10 protein-coding genes are annotated in these 16914 nt (G+C 71.8%); 7 read left to right on the forward strand and 3 right to left on the reverse strand.

Features of this window, described 5'->3' with window-relative positions:
• Positions 1-33 precede the first annotated feature (33 nt).
• From D7V88_RS04545 to D7V88_RS04560, 4 genes are all read left to right on the forward strand, one after another.
• Positions 34-3147 carry an MG2 domain-containing protein gene (locus D7V88_RS04545; RefSeq protein WP_208726106.1) on the forward strand — a complete coding sequence of 1038 codons (3114 nt, stop codon included), beginning with the start codon at positions 34-36 and terminating at the stop codon, positions 3145-3147.
• Positions 3144-5513 (forward strand): alpha-2-macroglobulin family protein, encoded by a 2370-nt coding sequence (locus D7V88_RS04550; RefSeq protein WP_120539357.1) that lies wholly within the window; start codon positions 3144-3146, stop codon positions 5511-5513. Before D7V88_RS04545 ends, D7V88_RS04550 begins: the two co-directional genes overlap by 4 nt.
• A gap of 252 nt (positions 5514-5765) precedes the next feature.
• Entirely contained in the window at positions 5766-6800 is a 1035-nt protein-coding gene (locus D7V88_RS04555; RefSeq protein WP_120539358.1) for a trypsin-like peptidase domain-containing protein, read from the forward strand.
• An 84-nt stretch (positions 6801-6884) separates the two neighbouring features.
• Positions 6885-9236 carry a C14orf119 family protein gene (locus D7V88_RS04560; protein WP_120539359.1) on the forward strand — a complete coding sequence of 784 codons (2352 nt, stop codon included), beginning with the start codon at positions 6885-6887 and terminating at the stop codon, positions 9234-9236.
• 10 nt (positions 9237-9246) lie between these two features.
• Here the strand turns inward: D7V88_RS04560 and D7V88_RS04565 are convergent, their stop codons facing one another.
• The 3 genes from D7V88_RS04565 to D7V88_RS04575 are packed head-to-tail and all read right to left on the reverse strand — an operon-like array spanning position 9247 to position 11632.
• Positions 9247-10053 carry an SDR family oxidoreductase gene (locus tag D7V88_RS04565; protein WP_120539360.1) on the reverse strand — a complete coding sequence of 269 codons (807 nt, stop codon included), beginning with the start codon at positions 10051-10053 and terminating at the stop codon, positions 9247-9249.
• A gap of 14 nt (positions 10054-10067) precedes the next feature.
• Entirely contained in the window at positions 10068-10856 is a 789-nt protein-coding gene (locus D7V88_RS04570; RefSeq protein WP_120539361.1) for a ZIP family metal transporter, read from the reverse strand.
• The gene (locus D7V88_RS04575; RefSeq protein ID WP_120539392.1) at positions 10856-11632 is read right to left on the reverse strand and encodes an alpha/beta fold hydrolase; all 777 of its coding nucleotides are present in this window, start codon (positions 11630-11632) and stop codon (positions 10856-10858) included. The genes D7V88_RS04570 and D7V88_RS04575 overlap by 1 nt, the downstream gene beginning before the upstream one ends.
• 87 nt (positions 11633-11719) lie before the next feature.
• On the opposite strand from D7V88_RS04575, the gene D7V88_RS04580 reads away from it, so the two are divergent.
• From D7V88_RS04580 to D7V88_RS04590, 3 genes are all read left to right on the forward strand, one after another.
• Positions 11720-12271, forward strand: coding sequence for a nuclear transport factor 2 family protein (locus tag D7V88_RS04580; protein ID WP_120539393.1), 552 nt, complete (start codon positions 11720-11722; stop codon positions 12269-12271).
• Between the two features lie 9 nt (positions 12272-12280).
• Positions 12281-12754, forward strand: coding sequence for a hypothetical protein (locus D7V88_RS04585; RefSeq protein WP_120539362.1), 474 nt, complete (start codon positions 12281-12283; stop codon positions 12752-12754).
• Between the two features lie 694 nt (positions 12755-13448).
• Complete coding sequence (locus D7V88_RS04590; protein WP_120539363.1) at positions 13449-16886, forward strand: HYR domain-containing protein; 3438 nt, start codon at positions 13449-13451, stop codon at positions 16884-16886.
• The last annotated feature ends 28 nt before the right edge of the window (positions 16887-16914 follow it).

Raw genomic sequence — 16914 nt, forward strand, 5'->3', positions numbered from 1 at the left:
TTCCAGCGTACAGTGGCTGGACGGGGAGAATGCATGACAGTGCGTAACCATCGCAGGCGGTGGATGGCCGGGGGCCTGGGGCTGCTCGTCGTGGGGGGAAGCCTGGCCTACATGGCGTCCGGTCGGTGTCTGTCCGCCTGGATCTTCCAGGGCGTGGAGGTCCCCCGGTGTCCGGACGGCGTGTTCCGCCAGACGGCCGGGGTGTCCGCGCACGGGCTGGCGCGAGGCGCTTCCAGCCGCGTGTCGGTCTGGGCGGACGCGCACGCGGTGGACGAACGCGGCCACGCGCTCAAGGCCCGCGTGGGCCGGGGCTCCACCGAGCTGTTCCTGGTGGATGCGGCCGGCAAGGAGACGCCCCTGCCGGTGGATGCGAAGTCCAACTGGAAGCGCGAGGGCGACGGTCCGCTGAACGCGCCGGTGACGCTGCCGCAGGTGCCGGACGGGGACTACCGGCTGCGCGCGCGCATCACCACGCCGCTGGGCACCGACACGGTGGATGCGCCCCTGCCGCTGTACGCGCCGGCGCGGGTGCGGGTGCTGACCGACCGGCCCCTCTACGAGCCCGGGCACCGGGTGCGCTTTCGCGCGGTGGCGCTCAGGGCGAAGGATTTGTCGCCACTCGACGGGCGGCCGGGAACGTGGAGCGTGAAGGACCCCACCGGGGAGGTGGTGCTGGAGGAGCGCGCGCCCGCGGGCCCCTGGGGCGTGGTGGCCGGGGATCTGCCGCTGGACCGGGGCGCGCCCACGGGTGACTGGACGGTGGCGTGGACGAGCGGCGGCGCTTCCGGCGAAGCCCACTTCACGGTGGAGCCCTTCACGCTGCCGCGCATGCGGCTGGAGGCCCGGAGTCCGAAGCCCTTCTGGCGGGCCAACGAAACACCGGAGGTGACGGGCGAGGTGGCGTACGCGTCCGGGGCGCCGGTGGCGAACACGGACGTGGCGCTGGAGTGGAGCCATGCCGGCGCGTGGCCGCCGCCTACGGAGTGGCTCAAGGGTGAGCTGCCGAAGACGGCGCGCACGGACGCCGCGGGCCGCTTCCGCGTGACGCTGCCGCGCGTGCCCGCGGACCTGCGCGGACAGTCCACGCTGAGCGCGCGCGTGGAGGCGCGGGACGCCACGGGGGAGCCGGTGCGCGGCGCGGTGTCGCTCCTCCTGTCCGAGGACGCGCTGGCCGTGTCGGCGGTGACGGAGCTGGAGGACGGGCTGGTCGCGGGCTTCAACAACCGTGTCTACCTGCGCGCCACCACCGCCTCGGGCCGGGTGCTGCCGGGCGCGGAGGTGACGGTGACGCGCGCGTGGGATCCCAAGGACCCGGGCGTGAGCGCGGTGGCGGACGAGGACGGCGTGGCCGCCTTCCAACTGGACCCGGGCCCCGCGGTGAACGTGGTGGTGCCGCCCCTGCCGGTCCGGCCCAAGCCGCGCCCGCCGCCGGTGTCGCTGGCGGCGTCGAGCGACCTGCTGAACGACCGGGGAGGTCAGCAGTTGGCGCTCGCGGATCAGCTCGCGCTGGAGCGCCTGCTGCCCGCCTTCCACCCCTGCGCCCGTTTCGTCTCCCCCAACACCGGGGCGGGCGGCCGGGTGCTGCTGTCGGCGCGGGTGGGCCCGTCGGGACAGGTGCTGGACGTGGCGGGCGCGGAGGAGGGCACGGGGACCTGCATGGCGTCGGTGCTGCGCTCGCGCGGCCTGACGTCCGGCGCGGAGCGGATGCTGGTGCTCCAGTTCCACGTCTCGGATCCGGGCCTGCCCACGTTGCAGTTCCAGGTCCAGGAGGCCTCTGGGGACACGAGCGCGATGGAAGCAGCCCTGGCCGGTCCCGCGCTGGATGCGCGCGCGTGCCTGCCCGCGGACCTGTCGTCCTCCTCCCTGCTGCCCGCCGTGCTGACGTGGCGGCAGGTGCGCGGGAAGCGGGACGTGGCGCTGTCCTGGCTGCCGCTGTCCTCGGGGAACTCCGGGGTCGCCGCGTCGGTGCTGCCGTGCCTGAAGGAGCGCATCTCCCGGCTGCGTCTGGCGGCGGAATCGGAGGAGCCGGTGGCGGACGGTTCGCCAGTCGGAGGCTCCATGGGGGTGGTGCGCTTCACCGCTCAGCCCGGATGGAGTGAAGGGCGCACCTTCCAGGCCCGGGCCACCACGTTCCTGGGTTACGAGCTGAAGGTGAAGGCGAAGTGGGACGGCCAGGACGTGGGCGACACGAAGCTGGTGCTGCGTCCCGCCAGGCTGCCCTCGCTGCGCCTGCGCGCGACGCCGGTGCTGGCGAAGGCGGGCGAGGCCGTGAAGGTGGAGCTGCTGCGCGGCCCGGGCTTCGTGGGCGAACTGCCCCGGACGCTGGAGCTGGTGGCGGGGGGGACGCGGCTGAAGGAGAAGGTGGACGCGCCCTCGCGTTCGGCGCGCTTCACGCTGCCCGCGGACTTCGAGGGATGGGCCCACGTGGAGGGCGTGGAAGCGCAGGCGCGCGTGTACGTGGCGCCGCGCGCGCAGCTTGCGGTGGAGGTGTCTCCGGACAAGCCCGCGTACGCGCCCGGGGAGCTGGCCCACCTCCAGGTGCACACGGTGGTCGACGGCAAGGAGGGGCCCGCGGCGGTGGGCCTCTTCGGCGTGGATGAGACGCTCTCGCAGCTCGCGCCGCTGCCGGGCGCGGATGCGCTGGAGGGCCTGCGGCCCGCGCCCACGGTGTCGGCGCCGGCCTTCGGGGTGCTGGACGGACAGGCGCTGGCGATGGGCCGCATCCGGGGCGCGAACGCGGCGGCGGCGGCGCTGCTGCGCGTGACGGAGGTGCCGAAGCCGGAGGAGTTGGAGGCGCGCGTGACGGCGAACGCGACCAGTCCCTTCTCGCCGGACGCGGAGCTGACGGAGCCCTTCTACGCGGTGCTGACGGAGCTGCACGCCCGCACGCGCAAGTGGGAGGAGACGGCGCCCAAGGGCGAGACGTTGGATCCGGAGGGACTCGCCCGGCTGTGGAAGGAGTCGCTCGCCGCGTGCGAGCAGCGCGGCGAGAAAGTGACGGACGCGTTTGGACGCAGACTGCGGCTGTCGCGCCTGCCCGAGGACCTGCTGTCGTTGACGGATCCGCGCGCGGTGGTGGTGAGTGGAACCCGGTTGCCGGAAGACGTCGTGAACTGGGGCGCGTGGGTCGCCCAGGAGTCGCCATGATTTCGCGCGGGATGAAGGGCGGAGCCGTGGGCTTCGTGTTGGGCGTGGGGGCCGTGGTGGTGCTGGGCATCGTGGGTGACAGCATGAGGGGACTCTTCGGGGCGTCCGCCGCCGCGCTCTCGGGAGATGCGGAGCCACCGATGATGGAGGTGGCTGCGCAGAGCCTCGCCAAGAAGAGCATGAAGTCCTTCGGCTCGGCGTCCTTCGACGAGGGCGGCCTGGGCTCGCGCGGAGCGGGACCGGGCGGCGGCGGCATGGCGCCGGCCCCGTCGGCCGCGGCCCCCGTCATGGCCGAGATGGACGACGCGGACGCGTTCGCCGAGCAGGAGAAGTCCGAACCCCCGGAGCCGGGGGCTGCCGCGCCCACCCGCGCGTGGTTCCCGGAGACGTTCCTCTTCGAGCCCCTGGTGGTGACGGACGCAAGCGGCCAGGCGACGGTGCCCGTGCGCGTGCCGGATCGGCTGACGCAGTGGCGGGTGCTGGCGCTCGCGCACTCGCGCTCCGGTGCCCAGGCCGGCGCGGTGACGTCCTTCGCGGGCACGCTGCCCACCTACGTGGATCCGGTGCTGCCGCCCTTCCTGCGCGCGGGCGACACGGTGCGCCTGCCGGTGCAGGTGGTGAACACCACCGACAAGGAGGTGGTGGCGGCGCTGAAGGTGGACGTGCGGGGCGCGCAGGTGGAGGCCGGCTCGCGCACGGTGAAGGTGCCCGCGCGGGGCAGCGCTGTGGAGCTGGTGACGGTGCGCGCCCAGGGCGCGGGGCCGGTGACGGTGCGGGCCTCGCTGGGTGACGCCGACGCGGTGGTGCGCGACTTCGACGTGTGGGCCACCGGGCAGCCCGTGGTCCAGACGCGGGGCGGCTCGCTGGCGGCGCCGCGCACGCTGTCGCTGAGCATGCCGACGGACGCGCAGGCCGGCAGCGAACGGGTGCGGCTCCAGGTGTACCCGGGCGCGCTGGGCGTGGTGCGCGCGGAGCTGGCGGCGGTGGAGCGCAGGCCCGGGGATGTGACCGCGGATGCGTACGCGCTGCTGCTCGCGGGGCAGGCGCCCACGCTGCTCCAGGCGCTGGGCGAGACGCCGGACGCGGCTGTGCTGAAGGCCCTGGCCCAGGTGGCGGGGCAGCGGGTGCTGCGGGCAGCACGTGCTCCGTCGGTGGACGTGGCGACGCGGCTCGCGGAAGGGGCGCTGGCCCACCCGGACAACCCGGTGCTCGCGCGGCTGGGTGAGCGGCTCGTGGACCAGGTGGCGAAGGCGCAGCGGCCGGACGGCACCTGCCAGGGCGGTGAGGGCTGGCCGCTCCAGCGCCTGCTGGTGGCGACGGCGGACTGCGCGCGCACGGTGCGCGCGGCGGTGGGGACGGACGCGGGCAAGCAGCGGGCCTCGGCCTTCACCGCGCGCTCCGCCGGTGTCTTCGAGCGCTACCTGCCGCAGGTAAAGGATGGCTACACGGCGGCGGTGCTGCTGGCGGAGGGCGCGGTGACGGGCGGCGTGGCGGACGCGCTGCGCACCCGCGTGCGCGAAGCGGTGAAGCAGGGAGCTGACGGCACCGCGTCCCTGTCGGTGGAGCCGGGCACGGTGCGCGCGGACGGCCAGGAGCCCTCCGTCGTGGAGGCCACGGCGATGGCGGTGCTCGCCCTGCAGGGCGATGCGAAGGCGCCGCTGGCGGACCTGGGCGCCTTCCTGCTGGCGCGCTACTCGCCCGGCCAGGGCTGGGGGGATGGGCAGGCGAACCGCGTGGGCCTGCGCGCGGCGCTGGTGCTCTTCCGGGAGCCGCTGCCAGCCCAGGTGCGCGTGACGCTGGAGCGCGACGGGAAGACTGTCACCGAGGGCACCTACGACGCCAAGGCGCTGCGCGAGGTGCTGGCGCTGGAGGCCGCGGCCCCGGGTTCGGCGGGGACGCACGCGTGGACGGTGCGCGCGGAGCCCGCGGTGCCGGGGCTGGGCTTCTCGCTGGCGCTGGCCGCGACGGTGCCCTGGAAGAACGAGGCGAAGGGCGGCCTGGAGCTGACGGTGGATGGGCCGAAGGACGCCCGGGTGGGCCAGCTCGCGGAGGTGCGCGTGGTGCTGGGCGCGCCCTCGTTCATGCCGCTCGTGTTCCAGCAGGAGCTGCCGGCCGGCGTGCAGGTGGACACCGCCAGCCTGGACGCCCTGGTGTCGTCGGGCCGGATTGCTTCCTGGGAGGTGCAGGACGGGCTGCTGTCGCTGCGCATCGCCCCGCGGACGCAGGGCGCGGCGCCGGTGCAGGTGGCCTTCCGCGTGTTGCCCACGCTCGCCGGGACGTTGCAGGCGGGCGCCTCGCGGCTGGATGTGCCGGGGCAGCCGGGCGCCACCTCGTTGTTGCCGCCCACCACCTGGGCGGTGCGCTGAACCGGAGCGGGGTGCTCGCACCCCTCCCCGAAGTCCCTGGGGCATCGGACCTGGGTCCAGCTCAGGGTCATTCCCCACTCCCGACCTGGGGGCCGCGCCGTCCGTCCGGCCGCGGGCGACGCGGGGTGGAGGGCGGAGGTGGCGCGGGGGCCCGGCCCGGCGAGCGCTCCGGTCGCAGTGCAATCGCGGCCCGCATGCGTACACTGCAAGTCACACGGCAGGCGTGAGCTGAGCGGCCGCGAGAGGACACGGATGGAGCTTGAAGGCTCCGAGCGGGAGGAACTCACCCACGCCCTCCTGGGCGCATTCGCCTCGGTGGAGGAGCTCCACCGGATGGTCACGGTGAAGTGCGGTCGGGAGCTCGCGCCCCTCGTGGAGCGCGAGAGCGCGGCCCGGGCCCGGACGCTCGTGCACACCGCGGAAGCGGAAGGGTGGACGGACGTGCTCGTGCGCGGCGCGCAGGCGGCGGCGCCGGGCCATCCGCGCATCCGCCGCTTCCTCCAGTCGTATTTCTCCTCCGTGCAGCGCAGCGTGTCCGGCAGTGCGTTGGCGCGCATCGTCCAGGCGGCGAAGCAGCCCATGACGCCGGAGGCCTGGAGGGACCGGCTGGCCCTCCTGTCGCGGCGGGTGTGCCGGGTGGAACTGGACGGAGGCCGCGCGCTGGGCACGGGCTTCCTGGTGGCGCCGGACGTGGTGCTCACCAATTCGCACGTCATCGAGCACCGGTTGGTGGAGGCGCTGCGCGTGCGCTTCGACCTGAAGGTGCTGCCGGACCGCATCGCGGTGCACCCCGGCCGCGTGTACGCGGTGACGGCGTGCCTGGCGCAGAGTCCGCACAGCCCGGCGGACCTGATGCACCCGCGTCCCCGGGAAGCCACGCGCGACGAACTGGACTACGCCTTCTTGCAGATTGAGGACGCCCCCGGTGATGACCGGCTGGGCGACCGTCCGCGCGGCTTCATCCCGCTGCCCCCGTCGCCCACGCCCTTCACCACCGGCTCGCTGGCGCTCGTCATGCAGCACCCCAAGGGCCGGCCGATGCAGGTGGCGCTGGACACGTTCCAGGCGCTCAACCGTTCGCGGACGCGCATCACGTACTGCACCAACACGCACCCGGGTTCGTCCGGTTCGCCGTGCTTCACGCAGGACCTGGAGCTGGTCGCGCTGCACCACAGCGGAGACCCGCGCCCCGGCCACGAAGCCGCCGAGGACGACGAGGGCATCCCCCTGGAGACCATCCGCGCCAGCCTGCCGCCCGGCGTGTTGCGCCGCCTGGGCTGGGACTGACGACACGCGCTGTTGGGATGCGGGGCCAGGGGAGGGGACTGCTATCGTCCACGCATGGGCCTTCCCGCTCGAAGTCGCACGACCGTGACCGTCTTCCCGCGCGCAGCAGCGGGCCTGACGTGGGCGGTGCTCTGCCTGCTTCCGACGCTCGCGCTCGCGGCGCCGCGCTTCAGCGTCGCGGGGGTGAACGCCAACAACGAGGTGCGGCTGCGCACGTCCACCGGGCACGTGGAGACGGTGCTGCGCGTGGACCTGCTGACCGCGTCCGCGGAAGCAGGAGGCGAAGCACCGGCGGACACGCGGTTGACGGTGCTGGTGGATCCGCTGCTGTCCACGGACGGCACGCAGGTGCCGGTGACGGTGCGTGTGGGGACGGCGGCGGACGGCGCGATGGAGGCGCCCATCTCCGTGCGGCAGCCGGTGACGGTGGCGCTGACCGCGGAGCTGCCCTCGCCCGGTGAGTACAAAGGCCGCGTGGTGCTGTTGGGGGACGGCGTGCGGGAGGTGGCCACGCTCGTCATCCAGCGCGTGGCGGTGGCCCCGACGGTGCAGTTCTACCCGGTGTCGCCCGCGCGTGGCTGGACGCTGGGCCCCTTCTCCGGGAAGGCCACGGTGCGGCTGACCTTCAAGGAGACGGCGGGCGTGGGTGGCGAGGTGGGGCCCGCGGCGGTGGTGCAGTTGGACCGCAAGGAGGGCGGGGCGGGCAACGGCGCCGCGCCCGTGCAGGCGCAGGACGCGCACTGGTCCTTCCGGGGACAGGCCGCCTCGGGCGACGACGCCAGCGCGGAAGGCGGCGCGGGCAAGGGGGGCGTGTTCCAGGTGCCCGCGAACGGCACGGGCCTCTTGAGCCTGGATGTGGACGGCCTGCCGGAGTCCGGCGAGTACACCGGCACGGTGCGGCTGCTCGTGCCCCAGGGCGCGCCGGTGGAGCAGACCTTCACCGTCTGGGTGAAGACGCCGGCCCTGTGGGGCGCGTTCCTCATCTTCCTGGGCGTGGTGACGTCCGCGGCGGTGCGCTTCTACGTGCAGCGCGTGCGCCCGCGCGTGACGCTGCGCGGCCGGGCGGAGGCGGCGCGCCACAAGTTGCAGGAGCTGGTGCCCGCCCGTCCGCTGGAGCGCGAGGCGGCGGTGGCCGCGTCGCTGCGGCGGCAGGTGGACGCGCTGTTGGAGAACATCCAGCGGCCCCTGAGCGGGCTGGTGGTGCAGGACTCGGTGCTGTCGCTCTTCGAAGCGCGTCTCCAGTTGTTCTCGCTCTGGTCCGTCCTCCTGCGCCAGTTGGAAGCGCTCAAGGGCATGGCCCTGCTGGACGCGGAGAAGAAGCTCAAGGCGGTGGAGACGCTGCTCCAGAACGACCAGGCCACGTCCGCGGACTTCACGGAGCAGGCGCAGTACCTGCGCACGCTGGACCTGGAGGGCGTGGCCCGCGCGGTGCTGGCGTCGCGGCTGGAGGAGCTGGAGCAGCAATCCCAGACACTGGTCTCCCAGCGCGGAGACGACGCGGTGAGCCGCCGGCTCCAGGGGGAGCTTCCCCTGTACCTGTTGCGAGCGCGGCAGCAGCTTCCCGGCACCGACCTGGACACGTCGCGCCGGCTGGTGGACACCGCGCGCGAGGCGTTCCTCGAAATCCTCCTGTCGGACCTGGAGGGCTCACTCTCCGGCCGGGAGTTGCCCGGGGGCTTCACGCCGGAGGAGTGGGCGGAGCTGCGCACGCGCGTGGCGGAGCAGCTTGCCCGGGCGCGGGCGCGCAAGTCGGCCAGCGTGGACGAGGCCTTCCTGTACTACCAGTCCGCGCAGGCGCTGTACCTGCGCGCGCTGGTGGACAACCTGGAGGAGGCGCTGACGGCCGCCCATGCGGAGGTGGGAGGCGACATGGGGGCCCTGTCGGAGTGGGAGTCGGAGGTGGATGAGCGGCTCAAGTCGGCGCGCGCGCACCTGGACCAGGGCGAGGCGAACCTGGCCACGCCCGACTACCGCGCCGCCCGCGAGTCCTTCGAGCGCCACGCGACGCTGCGACAGAAGGCGGCGTCCATCGGCGGCCGGCAGTCGGTGATGGAGCCGTACCCGGACGTGACGCTGGACCCCTTCTCGCAGAAGCCCGCGGAGGCCCCGCCGCCGCTGCCCGGCGCGCCCGCGGGCGGCAGCATCACGCCCCTGCCTCCGCCGGGAACCACGAAGACGGGCACCGACGCGCTGGTGAACCTGGACTGGATTCCCCTTCCGCGCTCCAGCGACCTGTGGAAGGTGGAGCTCGCGGTGCTGGGGATGATGTCCATCATCGCGGTGCTGCTGGGGCTCCAGTTGCTGGATGTCTTCTCCCCCACGTGGGGCGGCTCCGGCGCGTGGATGTCCGCCTTCCTCTGGGGCTTCGGCCTGCACCAGGTGGGCAACGCCACCTTCGACGGCCTGTGGGGCATGGTGTCGAAGCTGGAGAAGTAGCCCGTCCTGCTCAGGCCTTCCTGCCCCGGATGGCGCGCGCGGCCAGCGTGTCGAGCAGCCCCGGGGCGACGAGCTTGAGCACCAGTCCCACGCGGGCGGTGAGCGTCATCACCACCTCGCGGTCGCGCCGCTCCATGGCGCGCAGGATGAGGCCCACGCAGGTGTCCACGTCCATGGTGGCGCCCTCCTCGTCGCGGGGGCTCTGTCCCAGGGGCCGGCCTTCGGCGCCCAGCGCGTTCGCGCGGATGCCCGTGGCCACGAAGCCCGGCGACACCACGAGCACGTCGGTGCCGGTGCCCAGCAGCTCGATGCGCAGCGAATCGAAGAAGCCCTGCATGGCGTGCTTGCTGGCGGCGTAGCCGGTGCGCGTGGGCACGCCCGTCTTGCCCGTGAGCGAGGAGATGGCGACGAGCAATCCCTTGCGCGCCTTGATGTGCGGCAGCGCGTGGAAGGTGCAGTGCACCGCGCCCAGGTAGTTGATGCGCATCAGCCGTTCGAAGAGGCTCAGGTCCTTCACGTCCTCGAACCGCGCGTGCATGGTGATGCCCGCGTTGTTGACGAGCACGTCCACTCCGCCGAACTCAGCGACAGCGCGCTCCACGAGCCGCTGGCATGCCTCCGGCTCCCCCACGTCGGTGGGCACCGCGAGCGCCTTGCCACCGGCGGCCTCGCACCGGGCCTTCACCCGCTCCAGCGCGGCGCCATCGCGCGCGGCCAGCGTCACGTTTGCACCCCGGGCCGCCAGGGCCACCGCCAGCGCCTCTCCGATGCCCGACGAGGCACCGGTGACAATCACGGACTTTGCTTGCACTTGCATGGCTGCATCCTCGCTCAGTGGTGGGCGCCGAGGAACCGCTCCACGAAATGCAGGCCGCCAATGAGCAGCAGGCCGCACAGGAAGCCCACCACGCGCTGGCGCGAGTCTGGGCCCCGGCGCAGCTCCGGCAGCAGGTCCACCGCGCCGATGTAGAGGAACGAGCCCCCGGCGATGGCCAGCACGGTGCCCTGGAGCGAGGGCAGATACCGGGTGCCCACCAGCACGGCCCCGGCGCCCACCGCGGCGGTGAGCTGCACCGCGCCCAGCGCGACGAGCGATTTGGCCCGGGACCAGCCCGCGGCGCGCAACAGCGCGTAGTCGCCCACCTCCTGCGGCAGCTCGTGGATGATGACGGCGAACGCGGTGGCGAAGCCCGCGTTGGGGGACACGAGGAAGGCGGCCGCCACGGCCGCGCCATCGCCGATGTTGTGCAGCGCATCCGACGCCAGCAGCGCTGTCGGCAGGACGGGCGCGCCGTGCGCATGCGTGTGCCCATGGGCATGGCCATGCACGTGTCCCGCCGCGGCTTCGGCCTGATGGTGGTGATGGCCCAACGCCCACTCCAGGAGGGCCAGTGCGACGAAGCTGCCAAAGGCCCACGTGAAGGCGGAGTCCCCGAGCGCGGACACCGCCTCCGGCAGCACCTCCAGGAAGACGGCGCACAGCAGGGTGCCGGCGGCGAAGGCCACCAGCGCGGGCAGCCGGCGCTGCAACCAGCGCTCGGACAGCACCCCGCCCGCGAGTCCCGCGACACCGTCCAGCCCGACGGCGATGAAGACGAGCAGGACGGTCTGGGAATCCATCAGGCCATCAGCCAGGCCAGCAGGGCCTGGGCACTGTCCACGTGGACGAAGTGCCCTGCGTCCGGGAGCAGGGCCACGGGGCAGCCAGCGGCCTCCAGGCGTTCGGCGGCGGCGTCCGGCACGTACCGGCTGCGTCCGCCCCGGATGCAGCGCAGGGGCGGGTGGACGGGGCGCTCCACGGCGGGCCAGAGGTCCTCGACGTTGACGCGCTTGTGCAGGCGCAAGAGGGCGTCGCGGTCGAAGCGCCAGCGCACGCCGTCACCGTCGGGCACCAGGTTCATGAGGAGCCAGTCGGACAGGCCTTCGGACAGGCCGCGTCCGGTGAGGTCCGCGCGCAGGACCCGGCGGTTGTCCGCGCGGGGTGGCGCCTGGAGGAGGATGTCCAGCACGTAGCCGCTCTCCGACAGGTCCAGGGGGACGGGCCCGGGGGCGATGTCCAGCAGGGTGACGCTGCCCACGCGGTCGGAGGCGTGGAGGCTCGCGGCCAGGGACACGCGGCCACCCAGCGAGTGGCCCACCCAGTCGATGGCGCCCGTGAAGCCCTGGGCGTCCAACGTGTCCACGACATCGCGGGCCAGCGTGGACAGGTCCGCGTCCGGAGGCAGGGCGGGGGATGCGCCATGGCCGGTGAGGTCGGGCAGGAGGATGCGGCGGCGCGGGTCGGCCTGCGTCCACGCGACCGCGAGCGAGCGCAGGTTGCGACCGCTGCCGAGGAAGCCATGCAGCAACACCGTGGGCACATCGCCCGTGCCGACCTGAAAACTTTCGAGCACCACGCCACCACCACCTTGTCCCGTGCCTTGACCCCGGGGCACGTCGTGCCGCTTCATACCGCGAACCCCCCTTCCGTCGAGGTGAACCCGGTGCCTTCCGTCTCCTTGTTGTTGCTGACGCTCGCCGCCAACCCCGCCGCGCCCGTCACCCCGGCCCCCGCCGACCCGAAGGTGGCGGTGGCCACGGTGCTGGACGACTGGCACCGCGCGGCGGCGGCGGCGAACGAGGCGCGCTACTTCGCGCTCTTCACGCCGGACGCGGTCTTCATGGGCACGGACGGGACGGAGCGCTGGACGGTGGACCAGTTCCGCGTGTGGTCGAAGCCGTTCTTCTCCAAGGGCAAGGCCTGGAGCTTCAAGTCGGTGTCTCGCAATGTCTTCCTGTCGAAGGACGGGCAGACGGCCTGGTTCGACGAAGCGTTGGACACGCCCAACCTGGGCCCGGCGCGCGGCAGCGGCGTGCTGGTGAAGGAGCCCGTCGGGTGGCGCATTGCCCAGTACAACCTCTCCGTCCCCATTCCCAATGACTTGATGGGCGAAGTCACCAACCGCGTCGCCACGTACACCAAGGCGAAGGCAGCCCAGGGCACCACCCCGGCGACGCCGCCCGCGCCGAAGGCGGCGCCCGCGCCGAAGCCCTGAGGGCCGGGCATGGATGCCATTGAATCCGTCGCGCAGGTCCATGCCCTCATCGCGGAGCGTGAAATCGCCGCGTCGATGCGGGCCTGTGCGCTCGCGCGGGCCTCGCTGGAGGGGGCGCGGGGCAATGCATTGCTCGCGCTTCAGGAAGCCATCGCGGACTCGCTGGACGCGATGCTGACCGAACTGGGCGAGCACGGCCTCCAGAACCAGGCGCTGTGGGAAGAGGCCGTGCCGGGCAATGTCGGCAACCTCGACGTCGCCGGGATGACCCGGGACTGCGCTGCCGCATGGCAGGAGGTGAAGCGCCTGCGTGCGGCCGGCTGTGAAAGCCAGGCGCTGATTTCACCGCATGTCGGTGGGTGGATGGACCCCATCGGTTCGCGGGACTGGCAGAACAAGCTGCGGCTGGCGGTGGCGCATCGCGACGCGAAATGGATCGACCGGGTCACCCGAAGTCTTCGCGACGACGAAGCGCCGGAATGACAGCGCGTCTGTCTGTCTTCACGGCTCGGCGCCAGTGATACAGGAAGGACGCGTCGGGAACGAAGCTGGGCATGTCCTGTCTCTGCAATTGCGTTCCGGCGAGGACCCCCAGGACCACGGACCCCCGTGGACCCATGAACCGCGCGCCCGCCGTCGCGAAGGCGAACGCGTCGGCCCTGGCCCGCACCGGTGAGACGGCGACCTCTCCCGTGAGCCCCCAGTGCTCCCCCATGCGCAGGAAGCAGCACCATCACGCCCCCCCATCTTGGTCAGAAGCCCAGGCGTAGAGGGGCTGGATCGTGAGGGAGAGGTTCGCGTCGGCCGTCCCATGGGTGTGGGTGCTGTAGGCGGCGCTACGGGCTCCAGCCCCGTGAGCCGCTCAAGCGTCATCGCCCATGTGGATGGCGACGTGGCCCCGGCTGGCGATTTGATTTGCACGTAATTCTTGGAATGCATGTTCATGTTTCGCGGTGGGAGCGCTCCTGTAGCCACCCGACCCAGGGTGTGTCTGGACCCAAATCCTATCCTCTCGGTGTGTGTTTGACATTTATCGATTCATCCCCGTATACGCCGCTCCGCGTAAATAAACTCACTTCTATTGAAATCCAGGTGATCGGTGATTTTGAAACTCGGAAGACTTTCCGCGGCACTCCTATGTCTTGTGGGGCCCCTTGCCTGTGATGGTGACAGGGCTTTGGAAGCGGAGGCTGGCGACTTCCTCGCCCAGGCGGAGGCCGCCCTCGACGGGGGCGGCGCGGTGGAACTGGAGTCGAACGTGCTGAAGGGCACGGTGCGCCTCACCAACGCGAACCCGCAGGTGCTGGCGATGCTGGCGACGGACGCTTGGCGCAATGGCTCCGGCACTGTTTCCGCGACGAGCAGCACGCCCACGGGGTTCGGCGCGAGCACCGGCTCGCTCGTGTCCGTCAGTCCCTCGGAGTACCGCTTCGAGATGCTGGTCGAAGCAGGAGCCCGGGGCGACCTGGGCGTTGTCTACACCGTCAATGCCACTCGCGGAAACTACAGCTTTCCCGGCCTGTCCGGGGTGACGGTCCAGCCCGTGGCGGCGCAGCCCGCGCCCACGGAGGTCACCCTCCAGAGCTGCATTGGCGTGGTCGAGTACCAGCTCGGAACGGATGCGACCTGCCAGACCCCCGCGACGGTCGCCGGGGTCTCGGTCTCCAACCTGTCCCTCCACGTCCCTTCCACGGGCCTGTACAGAAGCTACATCACCCCCGTCGCCCGGAGCGCCACGCTCATCTACCGCATCAACACGCCCACGGGGCCGGTGTTGACCGAGATCCCCGTGCAGGTCGCGGCTGGCTGCGATGAGGTCGTCCGCACGTGCATCCCCGTGACGACCCCGGTTCCTCCCGTGGTCGGCCATGCGACCGGGGCATTCGAGATCCACGATGCACGGGTCCTCTACTCCAAGAGCATGTCCTTCTCCGGACCCGACAGTCGAAGCCTGTCCCTGCCCGGACCCTGGTCCCCGGTGAGCAGTCCGGCCACCTGGTGGACGGTGCCCAACCTGCCCGTGGGGGCCTATGCGGTGGATGCCGCAGCGTACCTGGGAACGGGCCGGAACTTCACCGTGTACAACGCGCCCAGCCTCCCCAGCACCCTGTCCATCACGGAGGGACAGACGAGCTTGCTGACGCGGCAGGTGGGCGGGGTGACACGTCACGCTTATGACATGCACCCCGCGTATTTCTATGGCTCCGTCCAACTGGCGGATCCCTACATGCGGCAGCATCCGGGCGCGTGGAGCTCCCTGCAGGCGCTCTTCTTCGAGGCGGACCAGGACACCAACGGTGATGGGGTGCCCAACAACATCAGCATTTCCGCGAAGGGGACCTACCTCTCGGCCGTCGCCAACGGGGGACTCAGCTACACCGCCTTTCCCGGCACCTTCAATCCGAGCCTTGGCGAGCTGGCTTCCACCACGCCCTATGAGCAGGTGTTGCCGAGCCCCTACGATCTACCCACCACCTGGTCCCAGAACGGGCTCGTCTTGAACTTCTGGTCCGAACCGCTGATCAACAACGCCTTCACCACCCGACCGGGCCTGTACGACCCGGCGCGCTTCCGCTATGGCCTGCTCACGACCCGCTCGTCGGCGGTCAGCGCCTACAGCGTCGTCCTGAATCCCGAGCAGCGTTTCCGCATCGACCACGAATACTGCTTCAACGAAGTGCAGGTGGCGTACTCCGCCACCCTGGGGCGCTTCTTCAATCCCAGGGCCGATGTGTCCGGGAGTTTCAGCGGCATGGACTGGCGCAATCAGTCGGTGTCGTACGTGACGAGCGCCTTCTTCTATGGCACGCCCGCGGTCTGGAACTTCCCGAACCCCGCCACGTATGCGGAGACCAGCGGGCAGATCTCCCTGTCGCTCCCCCAGGGCACCTTCACCCTCAGGCCCAGTGCCTCCATGGTGAGTGATTCGGGCACGGTGAATACCGCCAGCTTCGCACCCATTGGCGTGACGCTGGGCTGCGGGCAGCGCATCAAGCTGGTGCCCCCGTTGGCGGTGAGCCTGGCCTCACTGGAAGGCTGCGCCACCTCGGATTCCAAGCAGGTCTCCGGGCAGGTGAAGAGCCGGCCCGCGGAAGTGGATCGGATTTGGTACCGCCTCAACGACGGCCCGGAAGTCACGCTCTGCACCAACTGCGGCTTCGACCCGACCTTCGCCTTCACCGTGCCGTTGCAGACCTGCGACAACAGCATCCAGGTCTTCGCCTACACGGAAGGGATGAGCGAGCCGGCCAGCGCCGTCGAACAGCTCGTCTGGGACGATGCGGCGGACGGCCCGAGCTGCCCCGGCTCCTTCTGCGTCAACCGGCCGCCGGTGGCCCGCTGCCGCAACCTGACGGTGGCCGCGAATGGGACGTGCGGCGGGTGGGCGTCGGTGAATGACGGCTCCTACGACCCGGACACGGGCGACACCGTGGAGTGTGTGCAGACTCCGGCCCCGCAGTACCCGCTGGGCTCGCACCCGGCGACGCTGACGTGCACGGACAGCACGGGCCTGAGCTCCTCGTGTGAAGGCACGGTGACGGTCCGGGATGAAACGCCGCCGCAGCTTGCATGTGCACCCGTTCCGGAGCAGGAGTGCAGCGCGGGCGGTGCGACGGTCAACCTCGCGACGACGGCCACGGACACCTGCAGCACGGTGACGACCACCTGCACCCCGGTGTCCGGCGGCATCTTCCCTCCGGGGACCACCACCGCCACCTGCACCGCCACCGACGGCGCCGGCAATGGCGTCAGTTGCACCGTGCCGGTGACGGTGCGTGACACGCACCCGCCCACCATCACGTGCCCGGCGCCCATCCGCATTGAGCGCACGGGGCCGGATGGCGCCACGGTGACGCCGGGCGTGGCCACCGCGAGCGATACCTGTGCGCCGCCCCAGGTGACGGGCCCGGCCGCGGGCACGTACCCGGTGGGCACCACGACGGTGACGTACACGGCCACCGACGTCGGAGGACATCAGGCCAGCTGCACGTCCACCATCCAGGTGACGGACAGCCAGTTCACGGACCCGCCGAACGTGACGATGTGCAACCTGCCGCGCTACACGCGGGAGACGACGCTGATGGCGTGCGGCTGGACGACGCCCCAGCCCAATGCCGCGCCCGTCGCCTCCGCCTCCTTCCGGGTGGATGGAGGGGCGGCCATCCCGGTGACGCCGGACCTGAGCGGAGGCTTCGTCATCACCTGGCTGCCGCTGGCGGAAGGCACCCACGTCATCGAACTGACCGCCATCGACACGCGAGGGGCCACCACCCACAAGCAAATGACGGTGACGGTGGACCTCACGCCGCCCGTGCTCACCCTCCTCTCGCCGCTGCCGGATGTGTCGCTCGCGAGCCCGGTGGTGACCGTGACGTCCTCCGTCCAGGACGTCTCCCCCACGACGGTGACGACCCAGTGGCTCCAGACGAGCACGGTGGACAGTGGCACGGGGCAGGTCAACCACACGGTGGATCTGTTCAACCGGGGCTTCGTGCCACTGATGGTGACGGCCACGGACGCCGCAGGCAACACCACGCAGCTCCTGACGCAGGTCTTCATCGAGCCGGCTCCGCCTGCCGTGCTCGCGCAGGGGCCGTCCGCGAGCGCCCGGTAGTCTTCAGGGCAACCCCGGGCGGAGCAGG

Origin of the sequence: Corallococcus terminator (genome assembly GCF_003611635.1) — a bacterium.
GTDB lineage: Bacteria > Myxococcota > Myxococcia > Myxococcales > Myxococcaceae > Corallococcus > Corallococcus terminator.

Bases quoted from the DNA above. Each gene is read 5' to 3' on its own strand.
- D7V88_RS04585 (WP_120539362.1), top strand. From the start codon at position 12,281: ATGGATGCCATTGAATCCGTCGCGCAGGTCCATGCCCTCATCGCGGAG.
- D7V88_RS04565 (WP_120539360.1), bottom strand. From the start codon at position 10,053: ATGCAAGTGCAAGCAAAGTCCGTGATTGTCACCGGTGCCTCGTCGGGC.
- D7V88_RS04545 (WP_208726106.1), top strand. From the start codon at position 34: ATGACAGTGCGTAACCATCGCAGGCGGTGGATGGCCGGGGGCCTGGGG.
- D7V88_RS04550 (WP_120539357.1), top strand. From the start codon at position 3,144: ATGATTTCGCGCGGGATGAAGGGCGGAGCCGTGGGCTTCGTGTTGGGC.
- D7V88_RS04570 (WP_120539361.1), bottom strand. From the start codon at position 10,856: ATGGATTCCCAGACCGTCCTGCTCGTCTTCATCGCCGTCGGGCTGGAC.
- D7V88_RS04555 (WP_120539358.1), top strand. From the start codon at position 5,766: ATGGAGCTTGAAGGCTCCGAGCGGGAGGAACTCACCCACGCCCTCCTG.